The 14,471-nt window shown below is 62.8% G+C and carries 11 protein-coding genes and 1 tRNA gene; 5 read left to right on the top strand and 7 right to left on the bottom strand.

The window, feature by feature from the left end; translation table 11 throughout:
- Nucleotides 1-28: 28 nt before the first annotated feature.
- From clpX to DUPY_RS10250, 6 genes are all read right to left on the bottom strand, one after another.
- A complete protein-coding gene (clpX, locus tag DUPY_RS10275; RefSeq protein WP_070247734.1) occupies nt 29-1,297 on the bottom strand; it encodes an ATP-dependent Clp protease ATP-binding subunit ClpX in 1,269 nt (422 codons plus the stop codon).
- A gap of 182 nt (nt 1,298-1,479) precedes the next feature.
- The gene (clpP, locus tag DUPY_RS10270) at nt 1,480-2,118 is read right to left on the bottom strand and encodes an ATP-dependent Clp endopeptidase proteolytic subunit ClpP (protein ID WP_070247733.1); all 639 of its coding nucleotides are present in this window, start codon (nt 2,116-2,118) and stop codon (nt 1,480-1,482) included.
- Nucleotides 2,119-2,291: 173 nt separating this feature from the next.
- On the bottom strand, nt 2,292-3,632 hold the full coding sequence (gene tig / locus DUPY_RS10265; protein ID WP_070247792.1) for a trigger factor: 1,341 nt from the start codon (nt 3,630-3,632) through the stop codon (nt 2,292-2,294).
- Nucleotides 3,633-3,663: 31 nt separating this feature from the next.
- A tRNA-Leu gene (locus DUPY_RS10260) sits at nt 3,664-3,750 on the bottom strand.
- A gap of 226 nt (nt 3,751-3,976) precedes the next feature.
- The gene (locus DUPY_RS10255) at nt 3,977-7,084 is read right to left on the bottom strand and encodes an efflux RND transporter permease subunit (protein WP_070247732.1); all 3,108 of its coding nucleotides are present in this window, start codon (nt 7,082-7,084) and stop codon (nt 3,977-3,979) included.
- Nucleotides 7,081-8,205, bottom strand: coding sequence for an efflux RND transporter periplasmic adaptor subunit (locus tag DUPY_RS10250; RefSeq protein ID WP_141749502.1), 1,125 nt, complete (start codon nt 8,203-8,205; stop codon nt 7,081-7,083). The genes DUPY_RS10255 and DUPY_RS10250 overlap by 4 nt, the downstream gene beginning before the upstream one ends.
- 220 nt (nt 8,206-8,425) lie before the next feature.
- Between DUPY_RS10250 and hpnC the strand changes: the two genes are divergently transcribed.
- The 5 genes from hpnC to DUPY_RS10225 all read left to right on the top strand — a co-directional run bounded on the left by hpnC (nt 8,426) and on the right by DUPY_RS10225 (nt 13,194).
- On the top strand, nt 8,426-9,277 hold the full coding sequence (gene hpnC, locus DUPY_RS10245; protein ID WP_070247730.1) for a squalene synthase HpnC: 852 nt from the start codon (nt 8,426-8,428) through the stop codon (nt 9,275-9,277).
- 38 nt (nt 9,278-9,315) lie between these two features.
- Nucleotides 9,316-10,149, top strand: a complete 834-nt coding sequence (gene hpnD / locus DUPY_RS10240; RefSeq protein ID WP_070247729.1) for a presqualene diphosphate synthase HpnD — start codon at nt 9,316-9,318, stop codon at nt 10,147-10,149.
- Nucleotides 10,136-11,605 carry a hydroxysqualene dehydroxylase HpnE gene (gene hpnE / locus DUPY_RS10235; RefSeq protein WP_084640645.1) on the top strand — a complete coding sequence of 490 codons (1,470 nt, stop codon included), beginning with the start codon at nt 10,136-10,138 and terminating at the stop codon, nt 11,603-11,605. Before hpnD ends, hpnE begins: the two co-directional genes overlap by 14 nt.
- 130 nt (nt 11,606-11,735) lie before the next feature.
- Nucleotides 11,736-12,377, top strand: coding sequence for a DUF1700 domain-containing protein (locus tag DUPY_RS10230; protein ID WP_229255319.1), 642 nt, complete (start codon nt 11,736-11,738; stop codon nt 12,375-12,377).
- 10 nt (nt 12,378-12,387) lie between these two features.
- Nucleotides 12,388-13,194 carry a head GIN domain-containing protein gene (locus DUPY_RS10225; protein WP_070247727.1) on the top strand — a complete coding sequence of 269 codons (807 nt, stop codon included), beginning with the start codon at nt 12,388-12,390 and terminating at the stop codon, nt 13,192-13,194.
- On the opposite strand, the gene DUPY_RS10220 is transcribed toward DUPY_RS10225, so the two are convergent.
- Nucleotides 13,195-14,445, bottom strand: a complete 1,251-nt coding sequence (locus DUPY_RS10220) for a TIGR03862 family flavoprotein (protein WP_070247726.1) — start codon at nt 14,443-14,445, stop codon at nt 13,195-13,197.
- Between the last annotated feature and the right edge of the window lie 26 nt (nt 14,446-14,471).

Genomic DNA, 14,471 nt, shown 5'->3' with positions numbered 1-14,471 from the left:
CGATCCGGGATAAGTGTGCACCTCTTAATTAATTCTCACCAGAGGCTTTTGCCTGCTCCTGGTAAATTAATAAAGGTTTGGCGCCGCTGGTAATGGTATTTTCATCAATAACCACTTTTACGACATTGGTTTCATTCGGCAGCTCGTACATGGTGTCGAGCAGCGCGTGTTCCAGGATCGAACGCAAGCCACGGGCGCCGGTCTTGCGCGCCAGGGCTTTCTTGGCGATCGCGTGCAAGGCGGCCGGACGAATTTCCAGCTCGGCGCCTTCCATGTCGAGCAGCTTGGCGTACTGCTTGACCAGCGCGTTCTTCGGCTCCACCAGGATCTGGATCAGCGCTTCTTCGGTCAGCTCGGCCAGGGTGGCGACCACCGGCAGACGGCCAACGAGTTCCGGGATCAGGCCGAACTTGATCAGGTCTTCCGGTTCCGCGTCGAGCATCACTTCGCTGTTGCTGCGCTCTTTCTTGCTCTTGACGCTGGCCGAGAAGCCGATGCCCGATTTTTCCGAGCGGTTCGAGATCACTTTGGCCAGGCCGTCGAACGCGCCGCCGCAAATGAACATGATGTTGGTGGTGTCGATCTGCACGAAGTCCTGGTTAGGATGCTTGCGCCCGCCTTGTGGCGGTACCGAGGCCATGGTGCCCTCGATCAGTTTCAACAGCGCCTGCTGCACGCCCTCGCCCGACACGTCGCGGGTGATCGAAGGATTGTCCGACTTGCGCGAAATCTTGTCGATCTCGTCGATATAGACGATGCCGCGCTGGGCTTTCTCGACATCGTAGTTGCAGCTTTGCAGCAGCTTCTGGATGATGTTCTCGACGTCTTCACCGACGTAACCGGCTTCGGTCAGGGTGGTCGCATCGGCAATCACGAACGGCACGTTGAGCATGCGCGCCAGGGTTTGCGCCAGCAGGGTTTTACCGGAACCGGTCGGACCGACCAGCAAGATGTTGCTCTTGGCCAGTTCGATATCGTCTTTTTTGCCCAGGTGCTTGAGGCGCTTGTAGTGGTTGTACACCGCCACCGACAGGATGCGCTTGGCGGTCTGCTGGCCGATCACGTACTGGTCGAGCAAGTCCTTGATTTCGTTCGGCGTCGGCAGGTCCGACTTGGCGCCGGTCACCGATTCCACGGCCGACGTTTCGTCGCGGATGATGTCGTTGCACAGGTCGATGCACTCGTCGCAGATGAACACCGACGGGCCGGCGATCAATTTCTTTACCTCGTGCTGGCTCTTGCCGCAAAACGAGCAGTACAGTAATTTTTCGCCGCTGGAGGATTTTTTGTCTGACATGGGGCAGTTTTCTCTAGTTACAGGATGCAAGCGTGAATGCAGAAATGTCCGCTAAGCCACATGCTACCCGAAATAAAAACGAAACGCCCGAACGTTTGATCGCCCGGGCGTTTCATGGCAATTCGTCAGCAATCGCACGGGTGGGTCACCCGTGCTTAAAGCCCATACTTCAAGCCCGCAGATCAGGCACGGTTGGTCAGCACCTGGTCGATGATGCCGTACTCTACCGCTTCTTCGGCCGACATGAAACGGTCGCGATCGGTGTCTTTGGCCACCTGCTCGATCGATTGACCGGTACGGTCAGCCATGATCGAGTTCAGGCGATGGCGCAGGTACAGGATTTCCTTGGCCTGGATTTCGATATCCGAAGCCATGCCTTGCGAACCACCGGACGGCTGGTGAATCATCACGCGCGAGTTAGGCAGCGAGAAACGCTTGCCCTTGGCGCCGGCGGCCAGCAGGAACGCGCCCATGGACGCGGCGATGCCGGTGCACAAGGTCGACACTTCTGGCTTGATGAATTGCATGGTGTCGAAAATCGCCAGGCCGGCCGAAACGGAACCGCCAGGGGAATTGATGTACAGCGAGATGTCCTTGTCCGGATTTTCGCTTTCCAGGAACAGCAGCTGTGCCACGATCAGGTTGGCCATCTGGTCGTTGACGGGGCCAACCAGGAAGATCACGCGCTCTTTGAGCAGGCGCGAGTAGATGTCGTACGAGCGCTCGCCACGGCCGCTCTGTTCGACCACCATCGGGATCAAGCCCAGGGATTGGGTATCCAGTGCAGGATTACGGCCGGGGTTACCATTATAACCAGTCATTCTTTTTCCTTGTGAAGCAGCTAAGTCCAGAGGGAGGAACGGCGGCGCTGCTCCGTCATTCCCGCGTAGGCGGGAATCCAATTTCGTTGTATCGCCACAAAATTGGGTCCCCGCCTGCGCAGGGACGACGAAGCAAGCGCCGCCGGGTGTCACTCTATTCTAGCCTAGCTGGATTACGCTTGTGCGTTGCTTCCCATCAGTTCGTCAAAGGCAATACCCTTGGACGACGTTTTCGACAGGCCCAGCACGTAGTTGACGACGTTTTCTTCCAATACAAGGGCTTCGACTTCCGCCAGACGACGACGATCGCTGTAGTAGTACTTCAGCACTTCGCGCGGGTCTTCGTAGCTTTGGGCGAAGTCTTCGATCTGCGCTTTGACTTGCTCAGGCTGGGCTTGCAGGTTGTTTTCGCCAACCAGTTGCGACAGGATCAGGCCCAGGCGTACGCGACGCTCGGCTTTGTCTGCGAACAGTTCTGGTGGGAATGGCACGTCCTTGACGTTCATGCCGCGCTGCGCCATGTCCTGGCGGGTGATTTCAGCCAGGCGCTCGGTGTCCTGGGCGATCAGCGACTGTGGCACGTCGAGGGTAGCGGTTTTCACCAGCGCATCCATCACGGCTTCCTTGTTGCGGGCTTTGACACGGCCGGCAACTTCGCGTTCCAGGTTGACCTTGATGTCTTCGCGCATTTTGGCGATGTCGCCGTCAGCTACGCCCAGAGACTTGGCGAATTCTGCGTCAACTTCCGGCAGGTGCGCCCATTCCAGTTTTTTCAGGGTGATGGTGAACGAGGCGGTTTTGCCGGCCACGTCTTTACCATGGTAGTCCTCTGGGAAAGCCAGTGGGAAGGTCTTGGCTTCGCCAACTTTCAGGCCCAGGGTGGCTGCTTCGAATTCTGGCAGCATGCGGCCTTCGCCCAGCACGAACGGGTAGTCTTCAGCTTTGCCGCCGTCGAACTCGACGCCGTCGATCGAGCCGACGAAGTCAACAGTGGCACGGTCGCCGTTGGCAGCAACTGGCTCGCCGCCGTCGCCGTGTTCGCCAGCTTCGCCCTTGGTGTGGAAGTGCACGCGCTGCTTGCGCAGGATGTCGATGGTCTTGTCGATCTCGGCGTCGGTGACCTCAGCCTTGACGGTTTCGATTTCCACGGTGGTCAGGTCGCCGACCTGCACTTCTGGATAGACTTCGAAGGTTGCATCGAAGGTCAGCACGCCCGCTGGCGACTCTTCCTTCGGCTGGATGTTCGGGTAGCCGGCAACGCGCAGTTGCGCTTCGTTTGCGGCATCGTTGAAAGCGCGGCCAACTTTATCATTGAGCACTTCGGTTTCGATCTGATAACCGAATTGTGCTGCGACCATTTTCATAGGTACTTTGCCCGGACGGAAGCCTGGCGCTTTAGCCGTTTTGGCTTGCACTTTCAGGCGCTTCTCTACTTCGGCGCGGACTTCGGTCAGCGGGAAGGAGATCGTGATACGACGTTCGAGTTTGCCCAAGGTTTCGACTGCAGTTGCCATGTAAAAATCGTCCAAAAAAATATAATACAGTTGGTGCGAGGAGGGGGACTCGAACCCCCACACCATTGCTGGCGTCAGGACCTAAACCTGGTGCGTCTACCAATTTCGCCATCCTCGCGGCATGTTTGCACAAAAGCAAAGGGCGACCCGTAAGTGAAAACGGTCGCCCTTACCCCGGTAGACTCGGGGGCTTTCAACTTCAACGCGATATTCTAACGGGTTTTTTAGTGAAATGTGGTGTTTTTTAAACCAAGCGGATTAATGCGGCATTTTTCGCTTATCTTCACTCTTTTAACCCGCAAAACCGACCAGGGTCGGACCCCGTTCGGGGTCCGACCCTAAGCTTAGGGGGGGCTTATCGCTTTCGGGGCAACCGGTTTCTTGACCCGGAACCACGCCGCGTACAGCGCCGGCAGGAACAGCAGGGTCAATGCCGTGGCCAGAATCAACCCGCCCATGATGGCCACTGCCATCGGTCCCCAGAATACCGACCGTGACAACGGTATCATCGCCAGCGCCGCCGCAGCAGCGGTGAGGATGATCGGCCGGCAGCGGCGCACCGCCGATTCGACGATCGCGGTCCACGGATCATGGCCGGCGGCGATATCCTGCTCGATCTGGTCCACCAGGATCACCGAGTTGCGGATGATCATGCCGAACAGCGCAATGATGCCGAGATTGGCCACAAAGCCAAGCGGCCGGCCCAGCAGCAGCAAGGCCATCGCCGCCCCCGCCACGCCCAGCGGCCCGGTCAGGAACACCAGCAGCGCCCGCGAGAAACTGTGCAACTGCAACATCAACAGCGTGAAGATGATGAAGATCGCCAGCGGCAGGTTGGCCGCGATCGACGCTTCGGCCGTGCCGCTGTCGGCGGCGGCGCCCTTGACGGTGATCGCGTAACCGGCCGGCAGCGCGGCGCGCAGCTTCGCCAGTTCCGGGTCGATCTGGCCGGACACGGTAGCGCCTTGGATATGATCGCCGACGTCGGCCTGCACGGTGATCGCCCATTCGCGCCCTTCCCGCCACACTACGCCCGGTTCCCACACGAAATGCGCCCGCGCCAGCTGGCTGATCGGCACGTACTTGCCGCTGGCGGTCGGGATGTTGGTGTCGTTGAGCACGGAAATCGTGTTGCGCTCATTGATCGGCTGGCGAATCTGGATATCGATCAGGCGGATATCTTCGCGGAACTGCCCTACCGTCGTGCCGGACAGGATGGTGTTGGCGGCGCGCATCACCGTTTGCGACGTCACGCCCAGCGCGCGCATCTTGTCCTGGTCCAGGTCCAGGCGCAGCACCTTGACCGATTCGTTCCAGTTGTCGTTGACACCGATCGCGTTCGGATTGGCGCGCATGATGTCCTTGACCTGGTCGGCAATCGCGCGCACCTTGGCCACTTCGGTGCCGGTCACGCGGAACTGCACCGGGTACGGTACCGGCGGGCCGTTAGGCAACAGTTTCACCCTGCCGCGCACTTCCGGGAAGTCCTTTTCGAACACCTTGGTGATCTGCTCGCGCAAGGACGCCCGCGCGGCCAGGTCCTTCGGCAGCACGACGATTTGCGAGACGTTCGACTGCGGGAAGATCTGGTCGAGCGGCAAGTAAAAGCGCGGGCTGCCGGTGCCGACGTAGCTGGTCACACTGACCACGCCCGGCAATTTGCTCACGAAGGCTTCGAACTTTTTCACCTGCGCCTCGTTGGCGGTAAAGCTGGTGCCTTCCGGCGTCCACAGCTCAACCATCAGTTCGGGCCGGCTGGAGTCGGGGAAGAACTGCTTTTCGATGAAACTGAAGCCGTAAATGCCCAGCGCAAACACCAGCAAGGTGGCGACGATGGTGGTCTTGCGGAATTCCACGCACCAGTTGACCACGGCGCGGAAGCGGCGGAAACCGGGGGTGTCGAAAATGTCGTGATCACTATGTCCGTCCGCGTGCGGCTTTACCTTGAGCAGCAGGAAACCGAGATACGGCGTAAACGTTACCGCCACCACCCACGAAATGACCAGCGCCAGGGCATTGACGGAGAACAGCGAGAACGTGTATTCGCCGGCTGCCGACTTGGCCAGCCCGATCGGCAGAAAGCCTGCGACCGTGATCAGGGTGCCGGTCAGCATCGGGATCGCGGTGGACGTGTAGGCGAAGGTGGCCGCATCGAAGCGCGACATGCCCTCCTCCATCTTGCGCACCATCATTTCCACCGCGATGATGGCGTCGTCCACCAGCAAGCCCAGTGCAATGATCAGCGCGCCCAGCGAAATCTTGTGCAGGTCGATATCGAGCATGCGCATGAACAGGAACGTCACGGCCAGCACCAGCGGGATTGACAGCGCCACCACCAGGCCCGGCCGCACGTCGAGGCGGAACGGCTTGGTGTGCAAGCCGAGCGCGACAAAACTCACCGCCAGCACGATCAGCACCGCCTCGATCAGTGTATGGACGAACTCGCCCACCGATGCCTTGACCGCTTGCGGCTGGTCCGACACGCGCTCGAGCGTGATGCCGACCGGCAGCTTGGCCTTGATCTCGGCCACGGTCTTTTCCATGTTCTGGCCCAGCACGATGATGTTGCCGCCCTTTTCCATCGACACACCCAGGCCGATCACTTCCTTGCCGTTGAAGCGCATCTTGTCGCTCGGCGGGTCCTGGTAGGTTCGCTTGATGGTGGCAAAGTCGCCGAGGCGGAACGTGGTGCCGTTGGCGCGCAGCTCGAGCTGCTCGAGGTCTTTCGGGGTTTTCAGCGCGCCGGTCACCCGTACTTGCAGGTTGTCGGTGGGCGTGACCAGCACGCCGGTCGATTCCACGCTGTTTTGCGTGGCGATCTGGTTGGCAATGGTCTCGATCGGAATGCCGAGCTGGGCGAATTTCTTGTGCGAGAACTCGATGACCAGTTTTTCATCCTGCACGCCGAACAGCTCCACCTTGGCCACGGAAGGCACTTTGAGCAGGCGCTGGCGCACGAAGTCGGCATATTCCTTGACTTCGGCATAGTTGAAACCGTCACCCGAGAGCGCGAAGATCGAGCCATAGGTATCGCCGAACTCGTCGTTGAAGAACGGTCCCACCACGCCCGGCGGCAGGGTCCCTGCAATGTCGCCGATCTTCTTGCGCACCTGGTACCACGACGTGGGCACGTCCTTGGGCGACGTCGATTCGCGCAGCTTGAGGATGATCAGCGTCTCGCCCGGCTTGGAGTAGCTGCTGATTTCATCGATGCCAGGCGTTTCCTGGAGTTTCTTTTCCAGCTTGTCGGTGACTTGCTCGGCCATCTGCAGGGCGGTCGCGCCCGGCCACATGGCGCGCACCACCATTGCGCGGAACGTAAACGGCGGGTCCTCGTCCTGGCCCAGGTTGCTGTAGGCGAGCGCGCCGCCGATCAGCAGCACCGCCATCAGGTAGCGCGTCAGCGGGATGTGTTCGAGCGCCCAGCGCGAGAGGTTGAAGCCACCTTTCATTTGGCGGCCCCGATTGCAGGCTTGGCAGCGGCTGCCGGCGCGGCAGGAGCGGCCGGCGCAACCGGCACATCGTTACCAAGGATGGTCACCTTCTGGCCCGGCTTGAGCAGGTTGACGCCGGCGGTCACCACCGACTGGCCCGGCTTGACGCCACTGGACAACACCAGGTCGTTGCCGGCAGCGCCCGCCACGGTGACCGGCACCAGCTTGACGGCGCCGTTTTCCACCACCCACACCGAGGTGGCCGATTTTTCGTGGAACAAGGCAGTCAAAGGCACCTTGATCTGCGGCGTGGCCGTGCGCGAGGCGAATTGCACGACGGCGGTCATGCCAAGCTTGGCGTCCAGGGTATCGGGTACGGTCACCTTGGCGGTGTAGGTGCGGGTGGCCGGGTCGGCCACCGGCGAAATTTCACGGATCTTGCCAGCGACCGCGCGGCTGGGGTCGGACCACAGCCGCACCTGCACGTCGGTGACCTTGCGCAAGGTATCGACCTTGTCCTCAGGCAAACCGATAACGATTTCCTTCTCGCCGGCCTTGGCCACCTGCACCACCGGTGTGCCCGGTGAGACCACCTGCCCCACTTCGGCATCGACTTGCGTGACGACGCCGTCGACGTCGGACGTCAAGGTGGCGTAGGCGGCCTGGTTGGACTGGCCGCTGTAGAGCGCCTGCTGGGCGTCGACCGAGGCTTGCGCCGCTTTCAACGTCGATTCCTTTTCATCGAGCACGGCCTGGCTGACAAAATTCCTGGCGCGCAGTTCGCGGTAGCGCTGGGCGTCGGCCTTGGCCAGGTCACGGCTGGTTTCCGCCGAGCGCAGCGAGGCCATGGCCTGCGCCTGCGACAATTTGAGATCCTGCGGATCGAGCGCCATCAGCACCTGGCCGCGCCTGACCAGCGTACCGACATCGACTTTGCGGCTGACGATCTTGCCACCCACGCGGAATCCGAGGCGCGATTCGACCCGCGCCCGCACCTCGCCAGCAAACTCGGCATTGACATCGACATCGCTGCCGGCCAGCACCATCACCCGCACCGGGCGGATATCCTCGGTCTTTTCAACCGGCTTGGAACACGCGGACAGCGCCGCACACGCAACTACTATATAAATAGATCTCAAAGGAATAGGGCTCAAACAAACAGGGGTCAAACGGGGGAATCTGGAGGAGACCACGATACTTTCCTTTTCCTTGCTCTCAACGGCAAATTGGCACTACCATTACGGGTTAGAAATAAATGACTTTCCGTTAATTAATTATAAGCTGCGGAAACTGCTTTGCAAATGACTTTTGAGTCATCAACTCAAAAATCTGCAATAAACTGCTTTAGGCCACAACTACATGCCTGTAGAACACTACGAAAACTTCCCCGTCGCGTCGATTCTGTTACCGAAAAAGCTACGCCCCGCTGTTGAAGCGATCTACGCCTTCGCCCGCAGCGCCGACGACATTGCCGACGAAGGCGACGCCACGCCGGAACAGCGCCTGGCCGACCTGAGCGCCTACGAAGCCGCGCTCGACCGCATCGCACAGGGCGCCACCGGCCACAGTCCGCTGTTCGAGCGCCTGGCCGTGGTGGTGCGCCAGTACGACTTGCCGCTCAAGCCGATGTACGCGCTGCTGTCCGCCTTCAAGCAGGACGTGACCGTGCACCGCTACGCCACCTACGCCGACCTGCTCGACTATTGCGCGCGCTCGGCCAACCCGGTCGGCCACCTGATGTTGCACCTGTACGGCCAGGCCACCGCAGACAACCTGCGCGATTCGGACGCCATCTGCAGTGCCCTGCAACTGATCAATTTCCTGCAGGACGTGGCGATCGACCTGCACAAGGAGCGCATCTACCTGCCGCTGGAAGACCTGAACCGCTATGCGATCCTGCCCGGCGCGCTCGATGCCCCGGACTCGCGGCCACGCTGGCGCGCCATGATGAAATTCGAAGTGACCCGCGCCCGCGCGCTGATGCTGAGCGGCGCGCCGCTGGCGCTGCGCATGAAGGGGCGCATCGGTTTCGAGTTGCGCATGGTGGTGCAAGGCGGCCTGAAAATTCTCGACGAGATCGAGCGCGTGCAATACGACGTGTTCCGCCACCGGCCCAAGCTGGACCGGCGCGATTGGATCAACGTGTTCTGGTCGGCCGTCCGCATGAAGCAGAGGATGAAATCGGCCCCGTTACAGGGCGCGACACTATAAAATAGCGGCTTCGATAGGCCAACCTTGCTTTTTTATTCATGTCCCCCGACGACTACTGCCAGCAAAAGACCGCGCAAAGCGGCTCCAGTTTTTATTACAGCTTCCTGTTTCTCACGCCGGAGCGTCGTCGCGCCATTACCGCCCTGTACGCGTTTTGCCGCGAGGTGGACGATACCGTGGACGACTGCACCGACGAGTCGGTCGCCCGCATCAAGCTGGAATGGTGGCGCAAGGAAATCGCTGGCATGTATGAAGGCCGCCAGTCGCACCCGGTCACGCAAGCGCTGCAACCGCATCTCGCGGTGTACGACCTCAAGCAGGAACACGTGCAAGCCATCATCGACGGCATGGAGATGGACCTCAACCAGACCCGCTACCTCGACTACGCCGCCCTCACCCGCTACTGCTGGCACGTGGCCAGCGTGGTGGGCATCCTGTCGGCCAGTATTTTTGGCGTGACCACGCCGCAAACCTTGCAGTATGCCGAAAAGCTGGGTCATGCCTTCCAGCTCACCAACATCATCCGCGACGTGGGCGAAGATGCGCGCAAGGGCCGCATCTACCTGCCAGTGAACGAATTACAACAGTTCGGCGTCACCGCAGCCGACCTGCTCAATGCCCGCCACTCGGAAAAGTTCGAGCAGTTGATGGCGTTCCAGGTGGCGCGCGCGCAGCAAGCCTACGACGACGCGTTTGCCCTGCTGCCAAAGCAGGACCGCCGCGCCCAGCGCCCGGGCCTGATGATGGCGGCCATCTACCGCACCGTGCTCGACGAAGTGCAGGCCGACGGCTACCACGTGCTCACCCAGCGCATCTCGCTCACGCCGATCCGCAAGCTGTGGCTGGCGTGGAAGACCTATGTCCGTGGCTGAGCACGTAGCGTCCAACATCGCTGACAAGGCGCCTGACCAGCGGGCCGACAACGGCGCCGACAAACGCCTGGCACCCAAGGGCGGCAACGATGTGGGCCGGTCGGTGGCCGTCATCGGCGGTGGCTGGGCCGGCTGCACGGCGGCCGTGGAACTGGCGCGCGCCGGCTTCAAGGTCACGTTGTTCGAGGCCGCGCGCGTGCTCGGTGGCCGCGCGCGCCGCATCGAAACCGACCGCAAGCAGCTCGACAACGGCCAGCACATCCTGCTGGGCGCCTACAGCGAAACCCTGCGTGTGATGCAACTGGTCGGTGTCGATCCGGCCCAGGCGTTGCTGAACCTGCCTTTACAGATGCGTTATCCGCGCGTGGCCGGTGGCCCCGGCGGCATGGACTTCATCGCCCCGCGTTTGCCGGCGCCACTGCACCTTGCAGTGGCGCTGTTCCGCAGCCAGGGCCTGGACCGTGCCGACAAGCTGAGCTTGCTGCGCTTTTCGTCCACCGCGCGCTGGATGGACTGGCAATTACACCAGGACTGCACGGTGACCGAGCTGCTGGAACGCTACGACCAGACCGCGCGCCTGACGCGGCTGCTGTGGCGTCCGCTGTGCCTGGCGGCGCTCAACACGCCGCCGGAACGCGCTTCCGCACAAGTGTTCCTGGCCGTGCTGCGCGACAGCCTGGGAGCGCGCCGCGCTGCCTCCGACATGCTGGTGCCGCGCGTGGACCTGTCGGCCCTGATGCCCGAGGCGGCGGCGAAATATATCGAAGGCCATGGCGGCGCAGTCCGCACCGGCGCCAAGGTGCAGGCGCTGCGCTCGATCGAAGGGCGGCTGTGGCAGGCCGACATCAGCGGCGCCGCCGTTGGCGGCACCTGGAGCACTTATTTCAACGGCGTGGTCGTCGCCACCGGCCCCAACCAGGCGGCGACGTTACTGCACGGCATCGCCGATTGCGACACAGGGGCGGTTTGCGCCAGTCTCACCGCGCTCGAACCGGAAACCATCACCACCGTCTACCTGCAGTTTGCCAGCGATATCGGGCTCGATTCGCCGTTCTACGCCCTGCTCGACGATCCGGACAACCACGAATGGGGCCAGTTCGTATTCGACCGCGGCCAGCTCGACGCCAGCCAGGCCGGCTTGCTGGCGGTGGTCATCAGCGCTTCGGCCAGCGCCGCCGCCGAGCAGCAGGATTTACTGGCTGAAGCCGTGGCGGTGCAACTGGCGGTCGCGTTCCAGCGCCCCGAGCTGGGCCGGCCGCAATGGTTCAAGGTGATCACTGAAAAACGCGCCACCCACGCCAGCACGCCCGGCCTGGTGCGCCCGGCCAACGACACCGGTTTGCCGGGCCTGGCGCTGGCGGGCGACTACACCGCCGGCGCTTACCCGGCCACCATCGAATCGGCCGTGCGCAGCGGCGTGGCTGCCGCGCGCCTGCTCAATGGTGTGGAACCCTGAGCCCGCTTGACGGACTGGCGCACGGGCGTGTCGCCTGTACCGCAATTTACGCAGACTGTCACATGCCGGTGGCGCGGCTCTGCGTGCTTGCGTACAGTGCCAACATCGACAGCAACAACGATTGAACATCATGAAACCCGAGACAGCCCGCCAGTCACCACCGCCGCCGCGCCACATCCTCCGGACTGTGGGCTCGCTGGTCGGTTTGTCCTTTTTTAACCTGTTCATGGTAATTCCGGCCATGGTGTATGCGTCGCTGCTGCTGGCTGCGTACCTGTCGGCATTCAGCTGCTACATCGGCGGCGTGGCGGTGACCGCCAGCGGCCTGTCCGGGCAAAACGAACTGGCGCTGCAAGGCCCGATCCGCCAGGTGATGGCGCTGACCAATTCACACTTCGATACCCGCGAAGAGGAAGAACAGGCCATGGGCTGGAAGGTGGCGATCACCAGCCGCGGCGTGCAGGTGTTTCGCGAGCCCGAAACCAGCACTGGTGGTAATGTCGGCAATGTTGGCAATGTCGGCAACCTCGCCCCGGACGCCGGCAGCCGCAACGCCCGCATCTGGGACCGCGCCGAAGCCGTGGCCACCGGCGACATGACCATCACCACCGACTTCGACAGCGGCGCCCGCACCACCCAGACCCTGATCGGCCTCGGACTGGTGCTGGGCGGTATTGGCCTGTGCCTGGTGTGCATCGTGCTCACCCGCTACACCCTGGTCGGCATGCGCCGGTACGCGGCCATGAATATGTCGCTGTTGCGCGGACATTGAGAGGCCCACCATGCGCTCCCTGATGAAAATCGGTTTCAGCCTGCTGCTGTTCGCCTTCGTGCTGATCGGCATCAGCTACAGCTTCCTCAAGTCGTACGGCGCCGCCAACCCGGCCAGCAGCGCTGGCCGTTCGCTCTCGAGCGAGGTACGCCGCATTGACGCCATGGCGTCGGTGGTCGATATCACCGGACCGATCGACCTGGTCCTCACGCAAGGACCGGTCGCCTCGCTCAAGGTGCGTGGCGAACAGCGCTCGCTGGCCAATATCGCCACCGAGCAGGATGGCCGCGACCTGCAAATCCGCACCACCGGCATGTTGCTCAATCCGCGCCACCGCCTGCAGGTGGAGCTGGTACTGCCGCAATTGCAGGAACTGGTGGTGCGCAGCAGCGGCAACGTCAAGGTCAGCGGTTTTAATGGCGAACGCATGGACCTGCAACTGATGGGCTCGGGCGACGTGGCGTTCAACGGCCGTTATCGCAAGCTCAGCGCGGCGGTGCACGGCAGCGGCAACCTGGCGCTCAATGCCGGCAGCGGCCAGCACGTGGAACTGGAGTTGATGGGCTCGGGCCGGATTACGGCCGCCGGCAGCTGCCAGGTCATGGAGATGCAACTGGCCGGTTCCGGCACCCTCGACGCCCGCCACCTGGCGGCGGACCGGGTGGAAGTGATGCTCAAGGGATCCGGTTCGGGCCACGTGTTTGCGCGCCGCGCTGCCGAGATCGAATTGCAGGGCAGCGGCAACCTGGCCGTGTATGGCAACCCGGACCAGCGCGAGATCAACCGCAAGGGCTCGGGTTCAGTACGCTGGGAGTAGTCACGCGCCCCGGTTGTGCGGGCCGGCGAGCCAGGCCAGCACGTCGCGCCCAGCAGCCAGGCCACTGGCAAAGCACGCCGTCAGCAGGTAGCCGCCGGTCGGCGCCTCCCAGTCGACCATCTCGCCCGCCACGAACACGCCCGGTACTGCGGTGAGCATGGCGCCGTCCAACGCCTGCCACTTCACGCCGCCGGCGCTGCTGATCGCCTCGTCGAGCGGCCGTGGCCGCACCAGCCGCACCGGCAAGCGCTTGATGGCGCCGGCCAGCAGCTCGGCTTCGGCATACGATTCCTTGTCCAGGCACTCGCGCAGCAGCCCCGCTTTGACGCCCTTGAGACCGAGCCGGCTTTGCAGGTGGCTGGTCAGCGAGCGGGCGCCGCGCGGGCGCGTCACTTCATCAAGCACGCGGGCAGCCGAGAGGTCGGGCAGCAGGTCGAGGTGGATGGTGGTGTGGCCATTTGCCGCAATCTGGTCGCGCAGCGCCGCCGACAGCGCATAAATCAGGCTGCCCTCCACGCCGCCGCCAGTGATCACGAACTGGCCCTGCTTGCGGAACTCGCGCCCGTCCGCGGCCACCGAGGTGATCGCCACGGTGGTCAGCGGCTCGCCCGCGTAACGCTCACTGAAATGCGCGCTCCAGTCGACGTCGAAGCCGCAGTTGGCGGGGACCAGCGGCGCCACGTCCACCCCGCGCGCCTGCAGCAGCGGGATCCAGGCGCCGTCCGAACCAAGCCGCGCCCAGCTGCCGCCGCCCAGCGCCAGCACCACGGCGTCCGCTGTTACCTGCACCTCGCCGTCGGGCGTGTTCAGCACGAGCGCGGCGCCGTTCCAGCCGGTCCAGCGATGGCGCATGTGGAACCGCACGCCGTGCTCGCGCAGCCGATGTAACCACGCGCGCAGCAGCGGCGCCGCCTTCATATCGGTGGGGAACACGCGGCCGGACGAGCCGACGAAGGTTTCCACGCCCAGGCCATGTATCCAGGCCCGGACGGCCTCGGGGCCGAAGGCGTCGAGCAGCGGCCGCAATGGCGGCGCACCGGCGCCATAGCGCGTGACGAAATCGGCATACGGCTCGGCGTGGGTGATATTCATGCCGCCGCGCCCGGCCAGCAGGAACTTGCGGCCGACCGAGGCCATGGCGTCGTACACATCCACCTGGGCGCCGCCGCGCGCCAGGGTTTCGGCGGCCATCAGGCCCGCCGGGCCGCCGCCGATGACGGCGACGCGAAAAGGTGGCACACTAGGCTGCATGGGTTTCGATCAACAAAATAAGAAGG

Source organism: Duganella phyllosphaerae, assembly GCF_001758785.1.
Taxonomy (GTDB): domain Bacteria; phylum Pseudomonadota; class Gammaproteobacteria; order Burkholderiales; family Burkholderiaceae_D; genus Rugamonas; species Rugamonas phyllosphaerae.
The sequence above is the reverse complement of the archived record's forward strand: the minus strand, read 5'-3'. Positions and strand labels throughout refer to the sequence as shown.

Coding starts and splice junctions, on each gene's coding strand:
- clpX (WP_070247734.1), bottom strand. CDS start 1,297: ATGTCAGACAAAAAATCCTCCAGCGGCGAAAAATTACTGTACTGCTCG.
- tig (WP_070247792.1), bottom strand. CDS start 3,632: ATGGCAACTGCAGTCGAAACCTTGGGCAAACTCGAACGTCGTATCACG.
- DUPY_RS10220 (WP_070247726.1), bottom strand. CDS start 14,445: ATGCAGCCTAGTGTGCCACCTTTTCGCGTCGCCGTCATCGGCGGCGGC.
- DUPY_RS10225 (WP_070247727.1), top strand. CDS start 12,388: ATGCGCTCCCTGATGAAAATCGGTTTCAGCCTGCTGCTGTTCGCCTTC.
- hpnC (WP_070247730.1), top strand. CDS start 8,426: ATGCCTGTAGAACACTACGAAAACTTCCCCGTCGCGTCGATTCTGTTA.
- DUPY_RS10255 (WP_070247732.1), bottom strand. CDS start 7,084: ATGAAAGGTGGCTTCAACCTCTCGCGCTGGGCGCTCGAACACATCCCG.
- hpnE (WP_084640645.1), top strand. CDS start 10,136: ATGTCCGTGGCTGAGCACGTAGCGTCCAACATCGCTGACAAGGCGCCT.
- DUPY_RS10230 (WP_229255319.1), top strand. CDS start 11,736: ATGAAACCCGAGACAGCCCGCCAGTCACCACCGCCGCCGCGCCACATC.
- hpnD (WP_070247729.1), top strand. CDS start 9,316: ATGTCCCCCGACGACTACTGCCAGCAAAAGACCGCGCAAAGCGGCTCC.
- clpP (WP_070247733.1), bottom strand. CDS start 2,118: ATGACTGGTTATAATGGTAACCCCGGCCGTAATCCTGCACTGGATACC.